This is a genomic window from Mesorhizobium silamurunense (assembly GCF_014843905.1).
In the GTDB taxonomy this organism is placed as follows: Bacteria; Pseudomonadota; Alphaproteobacteria; order Rhizobiales; family Rhizobiaceae; genus Mesorhizobium; species Mesorhizobium silamurunense.
Map to the genome: position 1 here is coordinate 1 of NZ_LPVS01000141.1, position 262 is coordinate 262.

Genomic DNA, 262 nt, shown 5'->3' on the forward strand with positions numbered 1-262 from the left:
CAGGCCATAGGCGCGGCAGGCGACGGTCATGCGCGACAGCGCGAAATGCCATTGGTCGCCGGGATAGTCGGGGTTGAGGCCGCCGATGTTGACGGTGCGCGCCTTGTTGCTCGCGGCATAGTCGGCGACGCCGAAATGCATCGCCTCCAGCCGGCCGGGCGTGGCGGCGATCGCCTCGACATTGGCCATGCCGAGCGCGGTCTCGATCAGGGCTTCGAGGCCGACGCGGGTCTTGAAACCCTTGGCCATCTCGATCTGGTTG

The 262-nt window shown here is 67.2% G+C and carries 1 protein-coding gene; it reads right to left on the bottom strand.

The window, feature by feature from the left end; genetic code table 11:
* A partial coding sequence (locus tag AU465_RS38175; protein WP_246506619.1) for an aldolase/citrate lyase family protein occupies positions 1-262 on the bottom strand: 262 nt, incomplete at both ends.